Origin of the sequence: Streptococcus sp. SV2 (assembly GCF_030440175.1) — a bacterium.
GTDB classification, from domain to species: Bacteria; Bacillota; Bacilli; order Lactobacillales; family Streptococcaceae; genus Streptococcus; species Streptococcus raffinosi.
Map to the genome: position 1 here is coordinate 162,909 of NZ_JAQFJQ010000001.1, position 16,009 is coordinate 178,917.

At 40.8% G+C, this 16,009-nt stretch carries 15 protein-coding genes; 3 read left to right on the forward strand and 12 right to left on the reverse strand.

Features of this window, described 5'->3' with window-relative positions:
* Positions 1-245: 245 nt before the first annotated feature.
* The 11 genes from PCY14_RS00700 to PCY14_RS00750 form a co-directional block, all read right to left on the reverse strand.
* Positions 246-1,259 carry a diacylglycerol kinase gene (locus PCY14_RS00700; RefSeq protein ID WP_021152416.1) on the reverse strand — a complete coding sequence of 338 codons (1,014 nt, stop codon included), beginning with the start codon at positions 1,257-1,259 and terminating at the stop codon, positions 246-248.
* A gap of 9 nt (positions 1,260-1,268) precedes the next feature.
* Positions 1,269-3,227, reverse strand: a complete 1,959-nt coding sequence (ligA, locus tag PCY14_RS00705) for an NAD-dependent DNA ligase LigA (protein WP_042771969.1) — start codon at positions 3,225-3,227, stop codon at positions 1,269-1,271.
* 50 nt (positions 3,228-3,277) lie between these two features.
* Positions 3,278-3,787, reverse strand: a complete 510-nt coding sequence (locus PCY14_RS00710) for a QueT transporter family protein (RefSeq protein WP_301363044.1) — start codon at positions 3,785-3,787, stop codon at positions 3,278-3,280.
* An 88-nt stretch (positions 3,788-3,875) separates the two neighbouring features.
* On the reverse strand, positions 3,876-4,835 hold the full coding sequence (locus PCY14_RS00715; RefSeq protein WP_008535299.1) for a YihY/virulence factor BrkB family protein: 960 nt from the start codon (positions 4,833-4,835) through the stop codon (positions 3,876-3,878).
* Between the two features lies 1 nt (position 4,836).
* The gene (locus PCY14_RS00720) at positions 4,837-5,697 is read right to left on the reverse strand and encodes a methionyl aminopeptidase (protein ID WP_021152420.1); all 861 of its coding nucleotides are present in this window, start codon (positions 5,695-5,697) and stop codon (positions 4,837-4,839) included.
* Between the two features lie 43 nt (positions 5,698-5,740).
* A complete protein-coding gene (gene spxR / locus PCY14_RS00725) occupies positions 5,741-7,021 on the reverse strand; it encodes a CBS-HotDog domain-containing transcription factor SpxR (protein ID WP_021146308.1) in 1,281 nt (426 codons plus the stop codon).
* On the reverse strand, positions 7,014-7,559 hold the full coding sequence (locus PCY14_RS00730) for a GNAT family N-acetyltransferase (protein WP_293920124.1): 546 nt from the start codon (positions 7,557-7,559) through the stop codon (positions 7,014-7,016). Before PCY14_RS00730 ends, spxR begins: the two co-directional genes overlap by 8 nt.
* A gap of 65 nt (positions 7,560-7,624) precedes the next feature.
* The gene (locus tag PCY14_RS00735) at positions 7,625-8,887 is read right to left on the reverse strand and encodes a UDP-N-acetylglucosamine 1-carboxyvinyltransferase (RefSeq protein ID WP_293920123.1); all 1,263 of its coding nucleotides are present in this window, start codon (positions 8,885-8,887) and stop codon (positions 7,625-7,627) included.
* Positions 8,888-8,972: 85 nt separating this feature from the next.
* On the reverse strand, positions 8,973-11,213 hold the full coding sequence (locus PCY14_RS00740) for a DNA internalization-related competence protein ComEC/Rec2 (protein WP_301363045.1): 2,241 nt from the start codon (positions 11,211-11,213) through the stop codon (positions 8,973-8,975).
* On the reverse strand, positions 11,203-11,898 hold the full coding sequence (locus PCY14_RS00745) for a helix-hairpin-helix domain-containing protein (protein ID WP_301363046.1): 696 nt from the start codon (positions 11,896-11,898) through the stop codon (positions 11,203-11,205). The genes PCY14_RS00740 and PCY14_RS00745 overlap by 11 nt, the downstream gene beginning before the upstream one ends.
* 107 nt (positions 11,899-12,005) lie before the next feature.
* The gene (locus PCY14_RS00750; RefSeq protein WP_021146313.1) at positions 12,006-12,761 is read right to left on the reverse strand and encodes a 1-acyl-sn-glycerol-3-phosphate acyltransferase; all 756 of its coding nucleotides are present in this window, start codon (positions 12,759-12,761) and stop codon (positions 12,006-12,008) included.
* A gap of 103 nt (positions 12,762-12,864) precedes the next feature.
* On the opposite strand from PCY14_RS00750, the gene PCY14_RS00755 reads away from it, so the two are divergent.
* Genes PCY14_RS00755 through PCY14_RS00765 form a run of 3 tightly spaced genes read left to right on the forward strand, consistent with a single transcriptional unit; the run spans position 12,865 to position 14,923 of the window.
* Positions 12,865-13,836, forward strand: a complete 972-nt coding sequence (locus PCY14_RS00755; RefSeq protein WP_301363047.1) for a polysaccharide deacetylase family protein — start codon at positions 12,865-12,867, stop codon at positions 13,834-13,836.
* 49 nt (positions 13,837-13,885) lie between these two features.
* On the forward strand, positions 13,886-14,650 hold the full coding sequence (locus tag PCY14_RS00760) for a tRNA1(Val) (adenine(37)-N6)-methyltransferase (RefSeq protein ID WP_301363048.1): 765 nt from the start codon (positions 13,886-13,888) through the stop codon (positions 14,648-14,650).
* Positions 14,651-14,653: 3 nt separating this feature from the next.
* Positions 14,654-14,923, forward strand: coding sequence for a GIY-YIG nuclease family protein (locus PCY14_RS00765; protein WP_293930003.1), 270 nt, complete (start codon positions 14,654-14,656; stop codon positions 14,921-14,923).
* A gap of 388 nt (positions 14,924-15,311) precedes the next feature.
* On the opposite strand, the gene PCY14_RS00770 is transcribed toward PCY14_RS00765, so the two are convergent.
* A complete protein-coding gene (locus PCY14_RS00770; RefSeq protein ID WP_301363073.1) occupies positions 15,312-15,821 on the reverse strand; it encodes a hypothetical protein in 510 nt (169 codons plus the stop codon).
* Positions 15,822-16,009: the final 188 nt, after the last annotated feature.

Genomic DNA, 16,009 nt, shown 5'->3' on the forward strand with positions numbered 1-16,009 from the left:
TTTTCCTTATTAAGCTTCTCACCCCTCCCCAAGATACACTCCAGAAAATTTTACTGGTTTTTACTATTGTAACAAATGAAAACGTTATTTTCTATAGAAATACTAAAAAAGCAACCTGAAGCAGGTTGCTTTAGAAGGTAGACAGACGATTTAAATGTGTCAAAAACTAAGAAGGCGACACATGATTGGCAATAAATCCTTGCTTTACAATCGAAGTTAGCATAAACCGAAATTCTGTCTGTCATTTAATCATTTTCAATTTTTTCAGCTTCACTACTGAATTTTTGTGCGATGGCTTCGAGAGCCAATTCATCGGTGTCAGGAAGCGTGATGGCATCGTCAGAGATTTCATCAATATTTGCATAGAATTCAATGTGATTCTTAAGATTTTGCAGATGAATAGGGGCGTCTCCACCATATTCTCCATCGAGATTAATCATCATACGATCTTCACCTAAGGGCTCGATATCTAGCGAACTGGTTTTGATATAAGCAACTCTCTTATCATAGATGTGTTTCCCACCTTGAAGAACCTGTCGAATAAGGTCAACCAGCTCAAAAAGGTTGGCTGTTTTAACCATGATTAGGGTAAATTTACCATCGTCCAGTTTAGCATCCGGAGCAATCGTTTCAAAACCACCGACCGAATTGGTCAGGGCAACGAAAATCATAGAAATGCCACCTTCAAAGACGCCCTCATCATGTGTAATGCGAACTGGAACCTTCTTAACTTGAGGCAACAGCTCAGCTCCTTTAACCAGATAAGCCAAGTAACCAAGGACCGTCTTCAATCGACTAGGAACACTATAGGTTAATTCGGTAAAGGAACCTGCAGCCGCAATGTTGATGAAGTATTTATCATCATAGGCACGACCAATGTCCATCTGCAGGGTTTGTTTTTTGGCAATGACTTTGGCTGCTTCAACAGGATTCCCTCTTGGAATCTTCAAAGCACGCGCAAAGTCATTCGTTGTTCCTGTTGGAATCACTGCCATTTGTGGGCGTATTTTGAGCGGAGCAATCCCAGAAACCACTTCGTTAATCGTTCCATCACCACCGGCAGCAATGACCAAGTCAAAACCTGCTTTAGCGGCACGAGTGGCCTCATTTTTGGCTGAGTTTTCATCTGGTGTTGTTTGAAAAGCTGACGTTTCAAAACCAGCACCTTCCAAAATATCCAATACCTCAGCAACATTTTTCTTCATAATTTCTTGCCCAGATGTTGGATTATAAATTAAGCGGGCACGTTTTTGTTTCATATTGAACTCCTATAAATTCAGCAACCAAGCCTCATCCACTACATCAATGCCTAGGCTTTGTGCTTTTTCCAACTTACTTCCAGCATCACTACCGGCAACCACTAAATCTGTTTTCTTAGAGACAGATCCTGTCACCTTGGCACCTAAGGCCTCTAGTTTTGCTTTTGCTTCGCTACGTTTAAGATGTTCCAATTTACCTGTCAAAACTACCGTCTTTCCAGACAAAATGGCATTGTCTGCAACTTTTTGCCCAAGATAGGCCATATTAATGCCATAGGATTCTAGTTCTTTCAAAAGAACTTTAACCTCCTCCTTGACGAAATAACGTTGAATAGACTTGGCGATAACCTCCCCTAATCCATCGACAGCTGCAATGGCCTCAACATCAGCGCTTGCCAAATCCTTGATCGTTTCAAAAGCTTCCAGCAACTGCTTGCTTACTTTAGCACCGACATGACGAATGCCCAAGCCATAGAGTAATTTCTCAGCAGAGTTTTCTTTTGACGTTTGAATGGCAGCATAAAGTTTCTCGGCAGATTTTTCCTTGAAGCCTTCTAGCTGGAGGAAATCCTGGCTGTTCAATCCATAGATATCAGCCACATCCTTTACCAATTCAGCTTGAAAGAGCTTTTCAACCACTGAAGGTCCCATACCTGCGATGTTCATGGCATCACGGGAGGCGAAATGAATCAGGCCTTCTTTGATCTGAGCAGGACAAGAAGGATTGATACAACGTAGGGCAACTTCATCTTCAAAATGCAAGAGATCACTGCCACACGATGGACATTGCGTCGGCACTTGCATTGGTTCTTGTGTTGTACGCTTACTTTCTACTACACGGAGTACAGCAGGGATAATATCACCTGCCTTGTAGACAATAACAGTATCACCAATGCGAATATCTTTTTCAGCAATATAATCCACATTGTGAAGGGTGGCTCGGCTAACTGTGGTCCCTGCCAATTGTACCGGCGTCAAATTAGCCGTCGGCGTTACCACACCCGTTCGACCCACTTGCCAGTCCACAGAAAGAAGCTCGGCTTCCTTTTCCTCAGCCGGGAATTTATAAGCAATAGCCCAACGTGGTGCCTTAACTGTAAAGCCTAGTTCTTCTTGCATGGCCAAACTATTGACCTTAATGACAACACCATCAATGTCGTAGGCCAAGTGATCACGATCCTGACCGACAGCTTGAATAAAGTCCCAAATCTCATCCATCGATGAAGTGACAATACGACGTGGATTAACTGAAAATCCAAGTTCTGTCACCTCATTCAAGACATCATTTTGCGTCAAGCGTTCCGTCGGACTGGCTTCCTGATAAAGGAAAGTCGCCAAACGACGCTCAGCCACCACTTTAGTATCCAATTGACGAAGGGTCCCTGCAGCAGCGTTACGAGGATTGGCAAATTCTGCCTCACCATTTTCTTGGCGTTGGGTATTGATGCGTTCGAATTCAGCACGTGGCAAATAACATTCCCCACGCACAGTAATGTTAAGCGGTTGATCCAACTTCAGTGGAATATCTGAGATACGCTTGACATTTTCAGTGATATTTTCACCAACTGAACCATCACCACGTGTCGCACCGACTTGTAGAATACCATTCACATAGGTCAACGAGATAGAAAGACCATCGATTTTGAGTTCAGCCATATAATCAGCATTAGGAAATTCGTCCTTAACTCTCTTATCAAAGGTATCCAGTTCTTCTCGAGAAAAAGCATCCTGCAAACTATAAAGGGGATACTCATGTTGGTATTTCTCAAAACCATCAAGGACCAAACCTCCCACACGATGAGTCGGACTATCTGCTTGAACAAGCTCGGGGTGCTCAGCCTCTAAAGCTACAAGTTCACGATAGAGCTTATCATACTCGGCATCTGATACCGAGGGATCATCTTCAGTATAATACTCTTTTGCATACTGGTTAAGTTTGGCAACCAGCTCTTTCATTCGTTTTTCCATAGGAACATTTTATCATAAAAGCAACAAAAAACGCCTTTACAGACGTTAATTTAGGAAACAAAATCAATCACTTTGGCTAATTTTTTGATAAGAATGGCACCGACCAAGAGTGAAGCCAATTCTCCCATAGCTACAGAGAACCAAGTTGCCCAAAACGGAGCATGAGCCACCAAGGTCAACTCAGTAGCAATAGTCACCATGAAGAATGAAAAATAAAGGGCAAAATAGACCTGGGACTTGTCAAAAAGACCTCCAAAAATATCTTGATTCTTAAAGCGGTCAAAGAAATGGACACCTGAGCCGACAAAAACCAAGGTTGAGAGACTACCAATGACCACATCAATCATGTTAAAACTAAAGAAGTTGGCAATCAAACATCCCAAGGTCACAGCAATGATATACTTGCGATTATAAAATCCCAAAAGATTAAACATTTCTGCAATTCGAAACTGGTATGGACCATACGAAATCAGATTAAAAGGTGGCACAATGGTCAAGACCACATAAAGTGCTGCCACAATAGCAATATGAGTTAAATCACGAATAGTTTGATTTTTCATTTTTTCCTCTACAATCTCTCTATTTTTTCTTTGACAAGAACTCATTCCCGCCAAAAGAGCCTGGACCTCGCCAAGCTCTCTTTAGCATCTAAGAATTGTCCTCGTCTTTTTTGTGTTTTGTGCTATCATTACCATCTCCTGAAAAACTATGAATAATGGTAAGCACATCTCCTCTTCGGCTGTGTAGTTCACCTTGTTTAAGTTCCTGATAGGTTGCGTTAAAAATAGCCCCCAGAATCAAAATCCTTGCTAAAAAGATAAACCAAAGCATGAAGACGAAGATCATAATTGACCCGAATAACTTGATATCAACCAATCGACTCAGCGTACGAATCACATAGGTCCCAAACAAATTGCTCAAATACCCAATCACCAAGGTTGTAAAAATAGTCCCAGGCATGATATAACGAATTTTTCGAATCTTCACATTTGGAAGAATGAAATAAAGTACCATTACTCCCAGAAATACCACTGCAACGCTCAAGGGCTGAATACTATTCAAAATCAGTTGAGTCAGGTTAGACCCAATAGGATAGGTCTGATTGATAACTCGAAGGACCGACTGAACAATTGTGGATAACATAAGCGCAAAGGTCAGCAAAAACAAGATAACCAAACTCAAGAGTCCACCAATGATATGACTGATAAAGACATCTCGGTGTTCTGAGGCACCATATACCTTATTAATGGCCTTTTGAAGTGATGATAAGGACTTAATCATGGTCCAAAATCCTGTCAAAGAGGCCACTCCCAATAATTGTCCAGAAGGTGTGGAGAAGACATCCTTGACAACATTGGCTGCAGGAGCATAAAACTGCTTGGGAAGATGCTCACTCATAAAATTCAAGAGATCAGTGGTATCAATATTCAGATAGGGAAAGACATTGGCTGCAATGACAATGAGCGGAAAGACCGTCAAAATCAAATAATAAGCCACGGCAATAGTAGAAATATCTATCTCTGCACTACGATAATGTCTAAGGTAAACCTGCAAAGGTCGCCATTGAAGCCTATCTAGGAGACGGGCCATTATGCCTTGTCGTTTCATACTAATAAGTTCTTTCTTGGCCTTGAGAAGTCAAAATGACTGGACCATCTTTGGTAATCACAAATTGGTGTTCGTATTGGCAGGAAAGACCGCCATCAAGCGTTTTATGTGCCCAACCCGTTTTAAGGTCTGTATCAATTTCCCAAGTTCCTGTGTTAATCATTGGCTCGATGGTCAAGACCATTCCTTCTTTAAGGCGGAGACCACGTCCAGCTACCCCATAGTTAGGAACCATTGGTTCTTCGTGCATTGTTGGTCCAACACCATGTCCAACCAAATCACGAACAACCCCGTAACCACGACTTTCAGCATATTCTTGAATAGCTGCACCGATATCACCGATACGGTTACCAACTACCGCTTGTTCAATACCAAGGTACATAGCCTCACGAGTTACTTCCATAAGGTTTTTAACTTCATCAGAAGGTGTCCCAATCGCATAAGCCCAACATGAGTCAGCCAAACCACCAGTGTAAGATTCTGTGTACTTTTTAACTTGAGCAACATTGTCAAAGTTCAATTTTGATACATCAAGAATGGATTTGTCAAGAGGTTCTGACAAGACCATATCAACTTTCAAAAGGTCGCCATCTTTCAAAGTATAGTGACGTGGAAAGGCGTGTGCTACTTCATCATTAAGGGAACAACAAGTAGCATAAGGATAATCTATAACGCTTCCTTCAACTCCAATTTGAAGAGGAAGAACATTTTCTTCTTTACAGCGACGACGCACATACTCTTCTACTTCCCACATATCCACTCCTGGTTTCAAGAGGTCACGTAGACCAATGTGGATGCTGGCAAGAAAATCTCCTGCCTTATCCATTGCTTCAATTTCACGTGCTGATTTTAATGTAATCATTGTTTTCTCCGTTTTCTTTATATCTTTTATTTTTTATTCATTACTATGTTTTCTTAACCACAACAACTGATTTGCAGACGGTATGATTCCCATGAGTAACCATAAGGTCCAGATGGGCTCTACGTCTGGTCTCAGCAATAATACTCGGGGTAATCGTTACCTTATCATCAATCTGAGCCGCTTGAAGAAAGTAAAACATCATCTCTTCAATCACTAAGCCCTTCTGCGCCTGTTTTTCCATGATTCGATAAACTACTTCCTTAACCATCTCCGCAAGAACACCTTGGGTAAGGTTACCAGAATTATCAATCATGGTTGGTTCCACCTCAAAGTTAAAGGCATGCTTGTCTTGGTTCAGATTAGCTATCATTTGATCGCTAAAGGTGTGCAAATCGCCACGATTATTGTCTTGAAGTTCCTCTAAAACCTGTCGACGGGTAATCGTCCCTAGATAATGTTTTTCGTCATCCACAACAGGAATCATATCATAGTCTTCGAAGATCATCTTTTGAGCCACGGTCGCTAAACTAGTCTCGAGTCTGGTAACCGTAGGTTTTGTCATAATAGCTTTAAGCATGGTCGTTGGATGCTGGTTAGCCACATCACGCATGGTCACAATTCCAACAACCTGATTGTCATCAGACACAATCGGGAAACGAACGAGATTGGTCCGCTTAACCACATTCTGATAATCCCTAACAGTCATTTCAGGAGTCATGTAAGTGTAATCTTCTCGTCTTGTATAAACCTGAGCAACTGGCTTGATATCTGTTTTAATCCGTACATTTGACAGGGCCTGGTTAATCATCGTTGCCACAGTAAAGGTATCATAGGTTGTAACCATGACTGGAAATTGTCTCAATCGAGAAAGTTCCTTAACCCGCTCAGAAACCTGAAATCCCCCTGTTACTAGGATAGCATTATTGTGCTCTAGGGCCAATAATTGAATATCTTCACGGTCCCCAACAATAAGCAAATCTCCCTTTGTTAAATAACGCGTGATATTTTCAATAGTCATGGCACCAATGTAAAATTTACTGAAAACACGGTCCAAACCTTCGTGACCAGAAATAACTTCAGACTCTGTAATCTCAGCAATCTCTGCAAAAGTTAACTTGTCAAGACGTACTTGAACTTTCTTTTCAATGCGAACAGTACCGCTACGAGGCCGAGTCTCTACCAATCCTCGATTTTCAGCCTCTTTAATGGCTCGGTAGGCTGTTCCATCAGACACCTGCAAGTGGTTGGAAATACTACGTACACTGACACGCTTACCGATAGGCAGAGCCTCTAAATAATCTAGAATTTCTTGATGTTTACTCACTATTCTCCTCCTTCTCAAAGCGGAGATAATCACGCATGGCACGGGTGTATCTATCGGCTCCTTTAAAGCGAGACACGAGTTTAAAACCAGACTTTTCTGCCACACGAATAGATGCTTTATTTTCCAAATGGGCTATAAGAATGATACGTTCCATTCCCATAGCTGATAAGGCTAAATCCGTTAGACAAGTGACTGCCTCCGTCATTAGACCTCGTTCCCAGAAAGAGGCATTCAAAAAATAACCAAGTTCGGCAGTCCGTTTCTGGACATCTATCTTTTCAAAACGAATAACACCAATCATCTTACTCGACTCTTTATCCAAAATGGACCAAACACCCAAAGGTTCTTTCATGAAATAATGGACCAAAAGACAATCCGTCTCCAGCTGAGTTTTGGTTGATGGAAAGAAAAAGCGTAGGTTCTGTGGATTTGACACTATTTCGTGCAAGTCAAATCGATCTGAAAAGATGAGTGGCCTAAAAGAAAGGCGTTCTGACTCAAAGAAGGCAAAAGCCCCCAGACTAGTCCATATATCCATGAAAGTATTATAACACAGTTTTAAGAATGGAAAAAGGCTCAACCACAAGGGATTGAACCTTAGACTTAATCTTCGATCAAAGTAATATCTGCACCCAGATCAGAAAGTTTTTCGATGATATTTGAATACCCACGAAGGATATACTCAATATTCGTGATTTCAGTCTGACCATACGCCATTAAACCTGCTGTAACAAGAGCTGCACCTGCACGCAAATCACTTGCCTTGACTGGGGCACCAGAAAATTGTGTCGGACCATTATAAACAATTTGACCACCAAGCACCTGAATATCTGCTCCCATACGAGCAAGTTCAGGAACGTGATTCACACGCTTTTCATAAATGGTATCAATGATTTTTCCTCGGCCTTCCGCTTTCAACAATAAGGGAGTCATGGGTTGTTGTAAATCAGTCGCAAAGCCTGGATAAGGTGATGTCTTAATATCCACTGGTTTCAAATCAAATTGTTCTTCGACAAAGATAGAGTCCTCTTCAACCGTCATACGAACACCCATTGACTCAAGCTTAGCAATGAAACTTTCGAGATGCTCATAAAGAACATTTTTAATCTTAATTCCCTTACCAATTGCTGCTGCCATAGCAATGTATGAACCTGCTTCGATGCGGTCTGGAATAACTTGGTGACGAGTACCGTGCAAGCTATCAACGCCATCAATCGTGATAACCTCAGTACCAGCACCACGTACATGTGCTCCCATATTATTGAGCAAGGTTGCTACGTCAATAATCTCAGGTTCGCGCGCTGCATTTTCAATAACAGTACGTCCTTGAGCCTTAGACGCAGCCAACATAGTATTAATGGTCGCTCCGACACTCACGGTGTCCATATAGATATGAGCCCCTCTAATACGTTGACCTCCCTCAGTGGCAATACGCATAGACTCGGCTTCATAGGAAATCGTAGCACCCATAGCTTCAAAAGCCTTTAGGTGAAGGTCAATAGGACGTGGACCTAAATCACATCCTCCAGGAAGTCCCACTGTAGCTTGACCATAACGGCCAATCAAGCTGCCATAGAAATAATAAGAAGCACGGAGTCTACTAATCTTACCAAATGGCATCGGCATATCTTTAACGCCTCGAGGGTCAATTTCAAGCGTTTCGCCATCACGCTTAACCGAACCACCCATTAGCTCAATAATTTCAATTAGATTATCGACATCACTAATCGCTGGAACACCGTCCAAAGTCACTACCCCATCCGATAAAATGATGGCCGGGATTAAAGCAACAACCGAATTTTTAGCCCCAGATACTGTAACTTCTCCTTGAAGTTTCTTACCCCCATTGATAATAATTTTACGCATACTGTTCAATCTTTCTTATACTGGAATATTAGCCTTTTAATTCTACCATAGATTGAGGGGCATGACAAATTAAGAAGTTAAACAATTATCGGACAGTTTCACTTGATAGTTTGAACCATCCCTTAAACCGTATAGCACCATCCTGGTCTGTTCGTAAAACTCTAATGTTTCGCTCCTTAAAACGCTCTAGTGTTTCCTCATTAGGATGCTTATAGCGATTATGTTCGCCAGCTGAAATAAGAGCGATTGAGGGCTGTATCTGGTTCAAAAACATTTCAGACGAAGACCCTTTTGATCCGTGGTGTCCAGCCTTAAGCACACTTACTTTTAAATTAGGATAGCTATCTATCAACTCCTTCTCACCCTCTTTTTCCAAATCACCTGTAAAAAGAAAGCTAGTCCCTAATAATTTTCCATAGAGGACAATGGAGTCATTATTGCCACCATCACCGACTTTTTGAGGATACAGAACCTGTAAATGTTTTCCCATTATGGGTAATTTATCACCAGCCTTTAGAGGGCGGACTGGCCGCTTCAGTTCCTGAAGGCGTTTAACAAAACTAGTCTTAGTCAAGGCTCCCTGACTGACACAAATTTCCTTAATCTTAAATCGTTTAGCCACTTCCTCCAAATCGCCAATATGATCTGTATCCGTATGAGTAAGAACCAAATGATCGATACTAGACACTCCTCTAGCCTGCAGGTAGGGAATCAAGGTTTTCTCGGCATTGCTCGTCTGGCTCCCCTCTTGCCATTTTTCCTTAGAGCCAAAAGTCACCTTACCACCTACATCAATCAGGATAGTCTCACCTTTTACACTTCTCAGAAAAATACTATCTCCCTGACCAACATCTACCACAGTTACCTCATTAGTCAAGGGATGTTTGACCCAAATCATCAAAAGACTAAAAGCGATTAAAAGACAAATCCTTATCTGAGGCTTTTTCCAAAAATCAAAGAGAAAAATTAAGACGACTATCATCAAGCCGAACTGAAAGAGACTAGGTATTCCTAAAACCAATGGCTGACCAAGCCAAGATTGTATCCAAATTAAAAGGGATTCCATCCATTCAAAAAGCGGATTGAGCTGAGTCAGGACAAGAAAGCCCGAGAGTGCAAAGAAAACCGTCAAGACAGGTAAGAGAAAGCTATCAAAAAGTATGGAGAATAGGGCCGTTAAGACTAAACTAAGGGGTTGAAAGGTCCCGTAATAGTAAGTTAGAAATGGCAAGATTCCTAGACTCAATACTAGACTCGTATAAATTGACTTCTTCAGAGAGGACAACTCCTCAAAATCAAATAAGCACAACAAGAAAGCGTAAGAACAACTTAATATACCTCCCACTGTTAAAAGAAAATGGGGTAAAAAGAGAAATAAAAGAAGTAGAGTCATTCCCATATTATCAAGCTTTTTAAAACCTAACTCAGCCAAAAGACTTTGTATTAAGGACCTTAGTACCGAAGCTGTCCATCCTGTCATTAGTCCATAAAAAAGTGAAAATGGCACTAAGATGATAAAAAGATAGTCTTTAGGAAGACCAAGACGTAAAAGACCATAGCGAAACCATCCTAGGAAAAAGCCCACCTGCATGCCTGAAAGTGCAAAAAGATGAATAATCCCCAAGCTAGTATAGAGCTGGCTCTGCTCGTCAAACTCTTTGTCCAAATACCCAAAGAGTAGGCCTGTCATATAGTGTCTCATCGGATTAGGAAAATGTGTCTGAATATGAACCAGAGCCTTCCTTCGCAGTTGATGAAAAAAGGTTAGTGGAGAAATGGATTTCAGGGGCGCCACACTGTCCAAGCGCTCCATCTTAGCAATACGATAAATACCCTGACTAGCTAGGTAAGACTGATAATTAAACCCTTGAAAATTACGCTGACCCGTTGCTGGTGATAACTTAATTTTCCCCCTTAAGACAGGTGTCCGACAAACTGTCTTAAAGTAATGTTGCTCCCTTTCTGACTTAAGTCGGTAAAAAATCTGATAGGTTTGCCCTTTTGCCTTACCAATGGCTGATAATTGCTCACCATTCACCGAGATTGTATCTGCAACCAGTACTACCTGTTTGATTTCACTAGGAGCTTGTTTGTCTTGTATAGCAGCTCTATGATGCAGGAACAGAAAGTAAGCTAGAAAGAAAGCACCTATAATGCAAACAAATTTAAGAGATAGTGTGTTCTTCCAATGATGCTTAAAGAAGCACAGCAATAGAAAGACAAAAGCCCCAATCGCATAGGGATTAGTGGCAAAAATTGTAAAATAAAGGGCGACAATCAAAAGAGCCAAGGAAAAAAGATTGACTGGAGCCTTTTTAAGCAACATAAATCGATTCTCTGATTTTTTCTAAAGTTTTATCGCCAATTCCTGAGACATTTTTTAAATCATTCACAGATTGGAAGCCACCATGACTTTCACGATAGGCAATAATGTCTTCTGCTCGTTTGGCACCAATTCCTGAAATGGTTTGTAGCTCCTCTGAAGTCGCAGTATTGAGGTTAATCTTGCCATCTTTTTGACTCGTTTTCCCTCCCTTATCAGAAGCCGCCCCTGAGTCAGATTGGCCTACCACTGATACATTTTCGTCCTTGCTCGCCACATAAATGACTTCTTCATCTGACAAACTTGCGGCCAAATTGACACTCTTAGCGTCCGCATCCTCAGTCATTCCTCCAGCTGCCTTGATAGCATCCGTCACCCGAGAACTTGCTTTTAGCGTATAAACACCTGGCTTTGTCACCGCCCCCTTGACATCTACAGTTACTTGCTCACGTTGTGTATCTGTTGCCTCAGTCTTTGACTGAGCAGGTCTTTCCGAAAGATCTTTTGAACTTTTCTGTGAAGACGAGGTTGATAGAGCAGAAATATCTGTGTAAGACGTTTCCGCCTCCATGCTATTTCCAGCGCCACAAGTCAGCCACAGGAAGAGACAAAAAATGACCAAGAGTACACTGATGATCCCCACAAAAAGACGATTGTCTTTGACATAAGCTAGAATTTTTTTCTTCACGCTACTCTCCTTAATTGATATCTTTTCTTTTTATTCGTAAAAATCTAGAAAAAATATCAAAAGGACAAAAAAACTCCATCAGATTGACATCTGATAGAGTCCTTTACTTATTTTTGCGTTTCTTTAGCACGATGTTTTTCAGGATTCCAAACAAAGCTAGCCACGTATGAGAAAGCCATTGTTAAAATCACCGCAAGGATAGCCACAAGGCCAAGTGGTACACGGTAGATATAGGTCAATGGGTTTGGTTTCTTACCTGTTTGATAGCTCAAAGCTTCTTCATCAAGGCGATCAAATTCAGACTGGATACGACGGGCAACCTCTTGAATATTCTCATCATTCAAACGCTTCAAATCCGAAATATCAATAGGATTTCCGTAGTTCATATCTACACGTTCACCCGTCAAGAGCCCCTTGAGTTCACGAGGCCCTTGATAAACAACTGGCATAATTTTAACCTTTGCCATTTTAGCGATAACCGCAACCCCACCCTTAACATCAGAAGAATGACGGCTACCACTTGGGAACATAATCAAACTACGCTTGCTCTTTTTAAGCATATTAACAGGGTACTTAATAGCCTCCTGACCAGGATTTTCACGGTCAATCGGGAAAGCCCCACACATACGAATCCACCAACCAAAGATGCGACTCTTGAAGAGCTCTTTCTTAGCCATAAAAATAAACTGCTTTGGGCGAGCTGAAAATGCCATATAAACAGGGTCCCACCAAGTCCTGTGAGGAGCCACCAAGATGTAATTCTCATCCTTGTTCAATAACTTGTCACGATTGTGATAATGGGCATTGCCATTAATAATCCAAAGAAGGAAGACAACAAGCCCACGTAAATAAGCGTAAAACACGTTTTTACCTCTTTTTCTACAATTTTTTATATTATACTAGAAAAACGCATTTTTTTCAGTAAAATACCAGTAAAAAAATTATGCAAAAATACATGAAAACATTATGGCACTTTCTCTAAGTTTGAGATATAATGTAATCATGAAAAGAAGTAATGATATTTTAGGGAATAATCGAAAGACACTTAATATATGTCTTATTATAGCTAACCTTGCTGTACTTATTGTTTTAGGTTTTGTCCTATTCCAGCACCAAAACTCTAAGGTTAATCGTATGGTTAAGACACCAAAAAACGAACAAGTGTCTAAGGGTTCAAGTAGCTCTTCAAAAAAAGCTAAAAAAGAGGATAAAACACAACTCAAAAAAGGAAGCAACCACAGCATTGAGGCGTCTGACTACGCCTATGATGTCACTGCCGTTAATAACACTATCCGAGGGAAATCAGATGATGTTAAGGGTAAGGTGGTCTTTCTAACCTTTGATGATGGGATTGATCCCACTTTGACACCACAAGTCATGGATATCCTGAAAGAGTATGGCGTTCACGCAACCTTCTTCCACATCGGCTATACCATTACACCTGAAAATGGGGACATCCTCAAACGCCAAATTACTGAAGGACATGCCATTGCCAACCACAGTCTTAGCCATAACTTCAATCTGCTTTATCCAGGACGTGTTCCTAACCAAAGTCAGATTACTACTGAGGTTGACCAAACTATGGCTAATTTCAAGGCAATCTTAGGTAAGGATTTCAAAACAAGAATTTTCCGTTACCCTGGTGGTCATATGTCATGGCAAGGCCTAGAGGGAACCGACCAAGCTCTTGCTAAACAAGGTGTCCAGTGGATTGACTGGAACATGCTCTGTGGAGATGCAGAACCACTCTCTGTTCGTCCAACCACATCTGAAAGCATGATGGCTTATATGGATGGTTCACAGAAATATTTCCCTGAAACTACTGTTAAAGTTGTACTAATGCACGATACGGCTGGTAAGGAGCTGACTGTTCAGACCCTTCCACAAATTATCGAATATTTCAAAAATCAAGGCTATACCTTCGGTGTCCTAGAGTAATCACTCGCAACAGTTCCTTTGGGAGCTGTTTTTTGTTACAATTAAAATTATGACAAATCCAATTTTAAAAGATGGAGAACGCATTGACCAGCTCTTCTCCACAGATGTGAAAATCATTCAAAATAAGGAGGTCTTCAGCTACTCTATTGATAGCGTCCTCCTCTCTCGGTTCCCAAAAATTCCAAAGAAGGGATTAATCGTTGACCTCTGTTCGGGAAATGGTGCCGTTGGTCTCTTTGCCAGCACACGCACTGAGGCACCGATTACCTTGGTTGAGTTGCAAGAACGCCTGGCTGATATGGCCAAGCGTTCCGTAACTCTTAATCAACTAGAGAATCAAGTGACTGTTGTCAATGACGACCTAAAAAATTTGCTTGACCATACCCCACGATCTCAAGTAGACCTCATTCTTTGTAACCCTCCCTACTTTAAGGTCACAGAAACGTCTAAGAAGAATCTGTCAGAGCACTACCTCTTGGCCCGCCACGAAATCACGACGAATTTAGAAGAAATTTGCCAGGTCGCTCGTCATGCCCTCAAATCTAATGGACGCATTGCCATGGTACATCGCCCTGACCGCTTTTTGGATATCATCGACACCATGCGCCAGTATAATCTAGCACCTAAACGCATCCAGTTTATCTATCCTAAAATGGGACGTGAGGCTAATATGCTCCTGATTGAAGCCATAAAAGACGGATCGACAGATGGATTGAAAATCCTTCCTCCCCTCTTTGTTCACAAGGAAAATGGTGATTATACCGACGAAATCTTTGAGATTTACTTTGGGAAAAAGGCTGAGGGTGAGTCCTAAACGATGACAGAAAAGGATAGCAAGGCCTACATATATGTTGTTGAGTGTGCCGACGGCACCCTCTATACAGGCTACACCACAGACGTCGAACGCCGCCTCAAAACCCATAACTCAGGCAAGGGCGCTAAGTATACCAGAGCTCGCCTACCAGTTAAACTCCTCTACTCAGAAGCCTTCGCCAGCAAGCCTGAAGCCATGAGCGCCGAAGCACTCTTTAAGAAAAAAAGCCGAGAGAAAAAACTAGCTTATATCAAAGAACACACGGAAAAATAACCGTGTGTTCTTTGGTCTTGAATTATCAAATTAAGTACGTACTTTCCTCTTATAAGACTTCATAAGATGTTTTCCAGTTAAGACATTTTCATATTCTATTATTTAGTTTGTTCTCCCAAAGCTGAATGATATAGTCTTCAATCAATGTCAAATCACTACCTTTTAGAAAAATTCTCATAGTGGTATACAACGCACGCACATGAATAATTCTACATGCTCTAAATAGCTTTAAAATCATTAGTATTACTCCGAATTTATTAAATAAAAAACATAAAAAAGACACCCTACAAGGTGTCCTGAATTATATCCACAGTAAATGCCACAATATAGGTAAACTCATCTTTAGGTATAAATAATCTTACAAAATGCTTCTATGCTATCTTATTCTCTAATTAAACCTACTTTGATAAATTAAATTAAACAACCATTGAAGATTGATGAAGGGTTTTGGTTGAGCATCAATCACAGGTTGAACGGTCTCTCTAATTTCTTTTTGGACTTTTCGTTGATTATATTTAATCTTGTGATAACGTTTGTCAAGAGCAGTTTTGATAGAAAAATCATGATTTAAAAGATAGCCATCACCCGATGCCGAACTAAAATATAGAGTATCACCTGAAAGACCTAATATAGACGTTTTCGTTCCTTTATTTCTAGTTATAGCGTACATTCCATCATCATCATAGCTAATACCATCTATTTCCGGTGTATAAGCCCAACCCATATTCTCCATCAGCATAATGATGTCCGGTTCTGTTCCCTCCTTATGAGGAATATGCTGAGCATAATAAACAGAGTTAAATTTTAAATTAATAAAGATAAATAGGCTCATTCCTAAGACTGTAACCAACCCTATAAATAGTCCTACAAAAATCCCTAAAATATTGCTTTTTTTCATTGTCATCTTCTCTTTCCTCTTCTACGACCAAACAATCTCTTGACTGGATTAACAACAAAACGTTTCACAGCATTTACGACAGGTCTTGCAATATAACGTTTTGTTGCTTTTGCAATTGGTCTAACAACTGGTTATAGAAAAACTTATGAGTTTTTATTATGTACTTATATTCTATATTAAAGGTATAG